Below are 3,996 nucleotides of genomic sequence, written 5' to 3' on the forward strand. Positions count from 1 at the left end.
CCGTTCGTCGGCCCCGGTCGCCGGGCCGGGGCCGCCGTGCGGGAAGACCCGCAGGTGGCGGCAGCCGAGGTCGGCGGCCAGCCGCAGGTGGGTGGTCAGCTCGGCGAGCACCGGCGCGTCCGGCCCTGGGGCGGCGACGCCGACGTAGGAGGCGAGGGTCAGCGGGACGACCCCGGCGGCGCACAGCAGGCGGGCGGCGCGCCGGCGTTCGTCCGCGTCCAGCCCCAGGCGGACCGGCTGGTCGTCGGCGCAGCGCAGTTCGAGGCCGTGCCAGCCGTGCTCGGCGGCGAGGGCGGCGGTCCGGTCGAGCGGGAGCCCGGGCAGGCCGAGGGTGGCGAGGGCGAGGGGCACCGGCGGCTCACTCCCCCTCGACGGGGCGGACGGTGACCGCGCCGGGTGCCAGCCGGATCCGCAGGCCCGGGGCGCCGGCGGGGCGGACGGTGAGCAGGACGGCCTCCGGGTCCCGCTCGTCCGGCCGGGCCTCCAGGGTGACGGCGTCGGCGAGGGCGCTCGGGTGCTCGGCGGCGGTGAGTCGGGCGGCGCAGGCGAACAGGGCGGGGCCGTCGGCGGGGAGTTCCCCGGTGAGGCGGGGCAGGGCCGCCTCCGGGCCGAAGGCGGTGCCGCCGGGGACCCGTGCGCCGTCCGCGGCGGTGAAGCCGTGCAGCGCGTGCAGTTCGGAGGTGAGCCGGCCGTCGGCCCGGACGCCCCCCGGGAGGTGCCGCTCGGCGCGCGTGCCCGCGACGGCCCAGCCGGTCTGGGTGACCGGGGTGCCGGCCGGCCCGCCGGTGACCAGGTGGGCGCGGAGCTCGTCGGCGCCGTGGGCCAGGGTGAGCGAGGTGACGGTGACGCCGGGCAGCTCACGGCCGCCGACGCGCGGGTGCCAGCGCGAGGCGGCCCAGCCGGGCCCGGTGCCCAGCGGGTGGACGCGGCCGCGTTCGGTGGGCCCCGCCCCGGTCCACAGGGCGAGGTGGTTGTCGGCGGGACCTTCGAAGGAGGGTCCGGTGGCGGTGGAGTGGGCGAGCCGCGCGTAGTGCGGGTCGTCGGGGCCCACGGCGTCCGCGGGCTGGTCGTCGCTGCCGTGGTTGTGCAGCCGGACCAGGCCGTCGGCGGCGGTGGACTGCACCAGCCAGCCGGGCCCGGGCAGGGCGAGGACGGTGTCGCGCCGCTCGACGGGCGCGGGCTCCTCGGGCGCGGTCCACACCGGGTGGCAGGGCGGGAGCAGCAGGCCGAGGAAGGCGCTGCCGGCCCAGTACGGGGAGGCGGGGCCGGAGTAGACCTGGACGAGCCGCAGGTCGGGGCCGTGCCAGCCGAGGGTGAGCAGGCCCCGCTCGTCGACGGCGCCCCGGTCGAGGAAGTGGCGCAGGGCGCCGGAGGCGAGGCGGCGGGTGGTGCCGGGGGCGAGCGGGGTGTGGCCGGTGAGGGCCCCGGCCCACAGGGGGGCGGTGGCGGCGAACCGGTAGGTGAGCGAGCGGCCCTGGTGGACGGGTGCGCCGTCGGCCCCGAAGGTGTGGGCGTAGCCGGCCAGGTGGGCGGCGAGGCGTTCGCCGTACGCGGTGCGCAGGTCCCGGTCGTCGGCGAGGTGGGCGTGCAGGACGGGGTAGAGGTGCAGCGCCCAGCCGTTGTAGTGGTCGAAGGCGCGGGGGCGGCCGTCGGTGTACCAGCCGTCGCCGAGGTACCAGCGGTCGATGTGCTCCAGTCCGCGGCGGACGGCGGCGCGGGCCTCGGGTTCGGCGATGCCGGCCTCGGCGAGGAAGCCGCCGACGGCCAGCGGGAAGAGCCGCCAGTTGTTGTCGTTGGGCGTGCGGTGCAGGGCGTCGGCGAGCCAGCGGCCGATCCGGTCGCGGACGGGTCCGGCGAGCCGGTCCCAGAGCCAGGGGCGGGTGAGGCGCAGCGCGAAGGCGATGGACGCGGCCTCGACCATGGCCTGGCCCCGGTCGGTGATCAGCGGCCAGGATTCGAGGTCGCCGTCGGCGAGGTCCGGCTCGCCGGTGGGGGTGCGGGTGCCGGCGTCGAGTCCGGCGGCGTAGCGCTCCAGCAGGCCGTGCGGGTCGGCGCCGCCCGCGCCGGCCACCCGCAGCGCGGCGGGCAGGAAGGTGCGGGCGAATCCCTCCAGGCCGTCGGAGCGGCGTCCCGAGCGGCTGGGGCGGGGACCGGGCAGGTTGATCAGCGCCCCGGCGGGGCCGGCGTACGGGCGGACCGCGGTGAGCAGGCCGTCGGCCGCCGCCTCCCAGTGGTCCCGGGTCCAGCCGGTGCGCGGGCTGAGGCCGCGGTCCTCCGGGGGCAGGCGCATGAGGTCCTCCGTGATCGGGTGCTGAGCCGGAATCTAGGGAGCGGATGATCATTCGTCAAGGAGGCGCGATCAAATGAGCGGCTTGATCAGATTGTGACCTTGCCCGCCAGGCGCCCGGATACCCCGACTCTTCGGCGTAAACCATGGTCAGAGGCGCTGCGGTGGCAACACCGAGGGTCGATCAAGTCGGATCATTTGATCCAAATCCCTTGACTCCGATCGCCGACCTGCTCAGGATGACTGCCAGTCGCCCCCACCCTCCGCAGGTTCCGGCCGGAGCTGTCCGGGACCCGTCGACCCCCTAGGAGCCCACCCATGCTCTCGACCCCCTTCTCCCGCCGCAGAGCCCTCCGCGCCGCCGCCGCCGCGACCTCCGCCGCGCTCTGCGTCACCCTGCTCGCCGCCTGCGGCAGCGGCGGCGAGGGCGGCGAGGCCACCGCCGCCGACGACGGCAAGCCGGTCTCCCTGACGTTCTGGGGCTGGGCGAAGGGCACCAAGGACGTGGTCGCCGCGTTCAACGCGAGCCACCCGGACATCCAGGTCACCTTCGAGGAGATCCCCGCGGGCGCGGCCGGCGGCTACGCCAAGATCTCCAACGCGGTCAAGGCCGGCAACGCCCCCGACGTCTTCAACGTCGAGTACCCGCAGCTGCCGGACTTCGTCAGCCAGGGCGCCGTCCAGGACATCGGCAAGCTGGTCGGCGGCGACCTCAAGGCCAAGTACCTCCCGCAGGCCGTCGAGCTCACCTCGCTCGGCGGCCGGACCTGGGCCCTGCCGCTGGACGCCGCCCCGCAGGTCTTCTACTACCGCAAGGACCTCTTCGCCAAGGCCGGCATCACCGTCCCCAAGACCTGGGACGAGTTCCGCACCGCCGCCCAGCAGCTGAAGGCCGCCCAGCCCGACACCCGCATCGCCACCTTCTTCCCGGACGACCCGACCACCTTCGAGGCGATGGCCTGGCAGAACGGCGCCCACTGGTTCACCGCCGCCGACGAGGCCTGGAAGTCCGACGTGACCGGACCGGAGACCCGCAAGGTCTCCGAGTACTGGCAGAAGCTGGCCGACGAGGACCTCGTGCACGTCATGCCGTCCTTCAGCCAGCAGTGGACCGCGTCCCTGCAGAAGGGCGAGACGGCCGGCTACCTCGGCGCCACCTGGGGCGGCGGCGTCCTCAAGTCCAGCGTCGGCACCACCCCCGAGGTCAACGGCACCTGGGCGGCCGCGCCGATGCCCAGCTGGGACGGCACCCCCGCCAGCGGCATGCTCGGCGGCACCACCTTCGCCGTGTCCAAGGACAGCAAGAAGGCCAAGGCCGCCGTCGAGTTCGCCACCTGGGCGACCACCACCGCCGACGGCTTCAAGGCCCGGATCTCCTCCGGCACCTCCTCCGCCTACCCGGCCGCCACCGAGCTGGTGCCGGTCGCCAAGCAGGCCTTCAACACCGACTTCTACGGCGGCCAGGACCTCTACGCCCTCTACGAGGACGCCGCCAAGTCCGTCAAGCCGGGCTGGACCTGGGGACCGGCGATGGGCGTCACCAACGGCACGCTGAAGGACTCCTTCGGCAAGGTCGCCGGAAGGACCGGCACCATCGACGAGGCGCTGACCACCGCGCAGCAGGCCACCCTCGCCGAGTTCAAGAACCGCGGGCTGAAGGTCGCCCAGTGACCACCGGCGCCCGTTCCGGCCGTACCGCCCGCGCCGCC

At 75.5% G+C, this 3,996-nt stretch carries 3 protein-coding genes; 1 reads left to right on the plus strand and 2 read right to left on the minus strand.

What is annotated here, in order from left to right; translation table 11 throughout:
* Positions 1 to 351, minus strand: a 351-nt coding sequence (locus ABD308_RS27275; protein WP_344339799.1) for a sugar phosphate isomerase/epimerase family protein, incomplete at its 3' end; no start/stop codon positions are given.
* Between the two features lie 7 nt (positions 352 to 358).
* A complete protein-coding gene (locus ABD308_RS27280; RefSeq protein WP_344339802.1) occupies positions 359 to 2,290 on the minus strand; it encodes a DUF2264 domain-containing protein in 1,932 nt (643 codons plus the stop codon).
* Positions 2,291 to 2,605: 315 nt separating this feature from the next.
* Between ABD308_RS27280 and ABD308_RS27285 the strand changes: the two genes are divergently transcribed.
* Positions 2,606 to 3,958 carry an ABC transporter substrate-binding protein gene (locus ABD308_RS27285; RefSeq protein WP_344339805.1) on the plus strand — a complete coding sequence of 451 codons (1,353 nt, stop codon included), beginning with the start codon at positions 2,606 to 2,608 and terminating at the stop codon, positions 3,956 to 3,958.
* Positions 3,959 to 3,996: the final 38 nt, after the last annotated feature.

This window comes from Kitasatospora putterlickiae (assembly GCF_039527695.1).
Classification (GTDB): Bacteria; Actinomycetota; Actinomycetes; order Streptomycetales; family Streptomycetaceae; genus Kitasatospora; species Kitasatospora putterlickiae.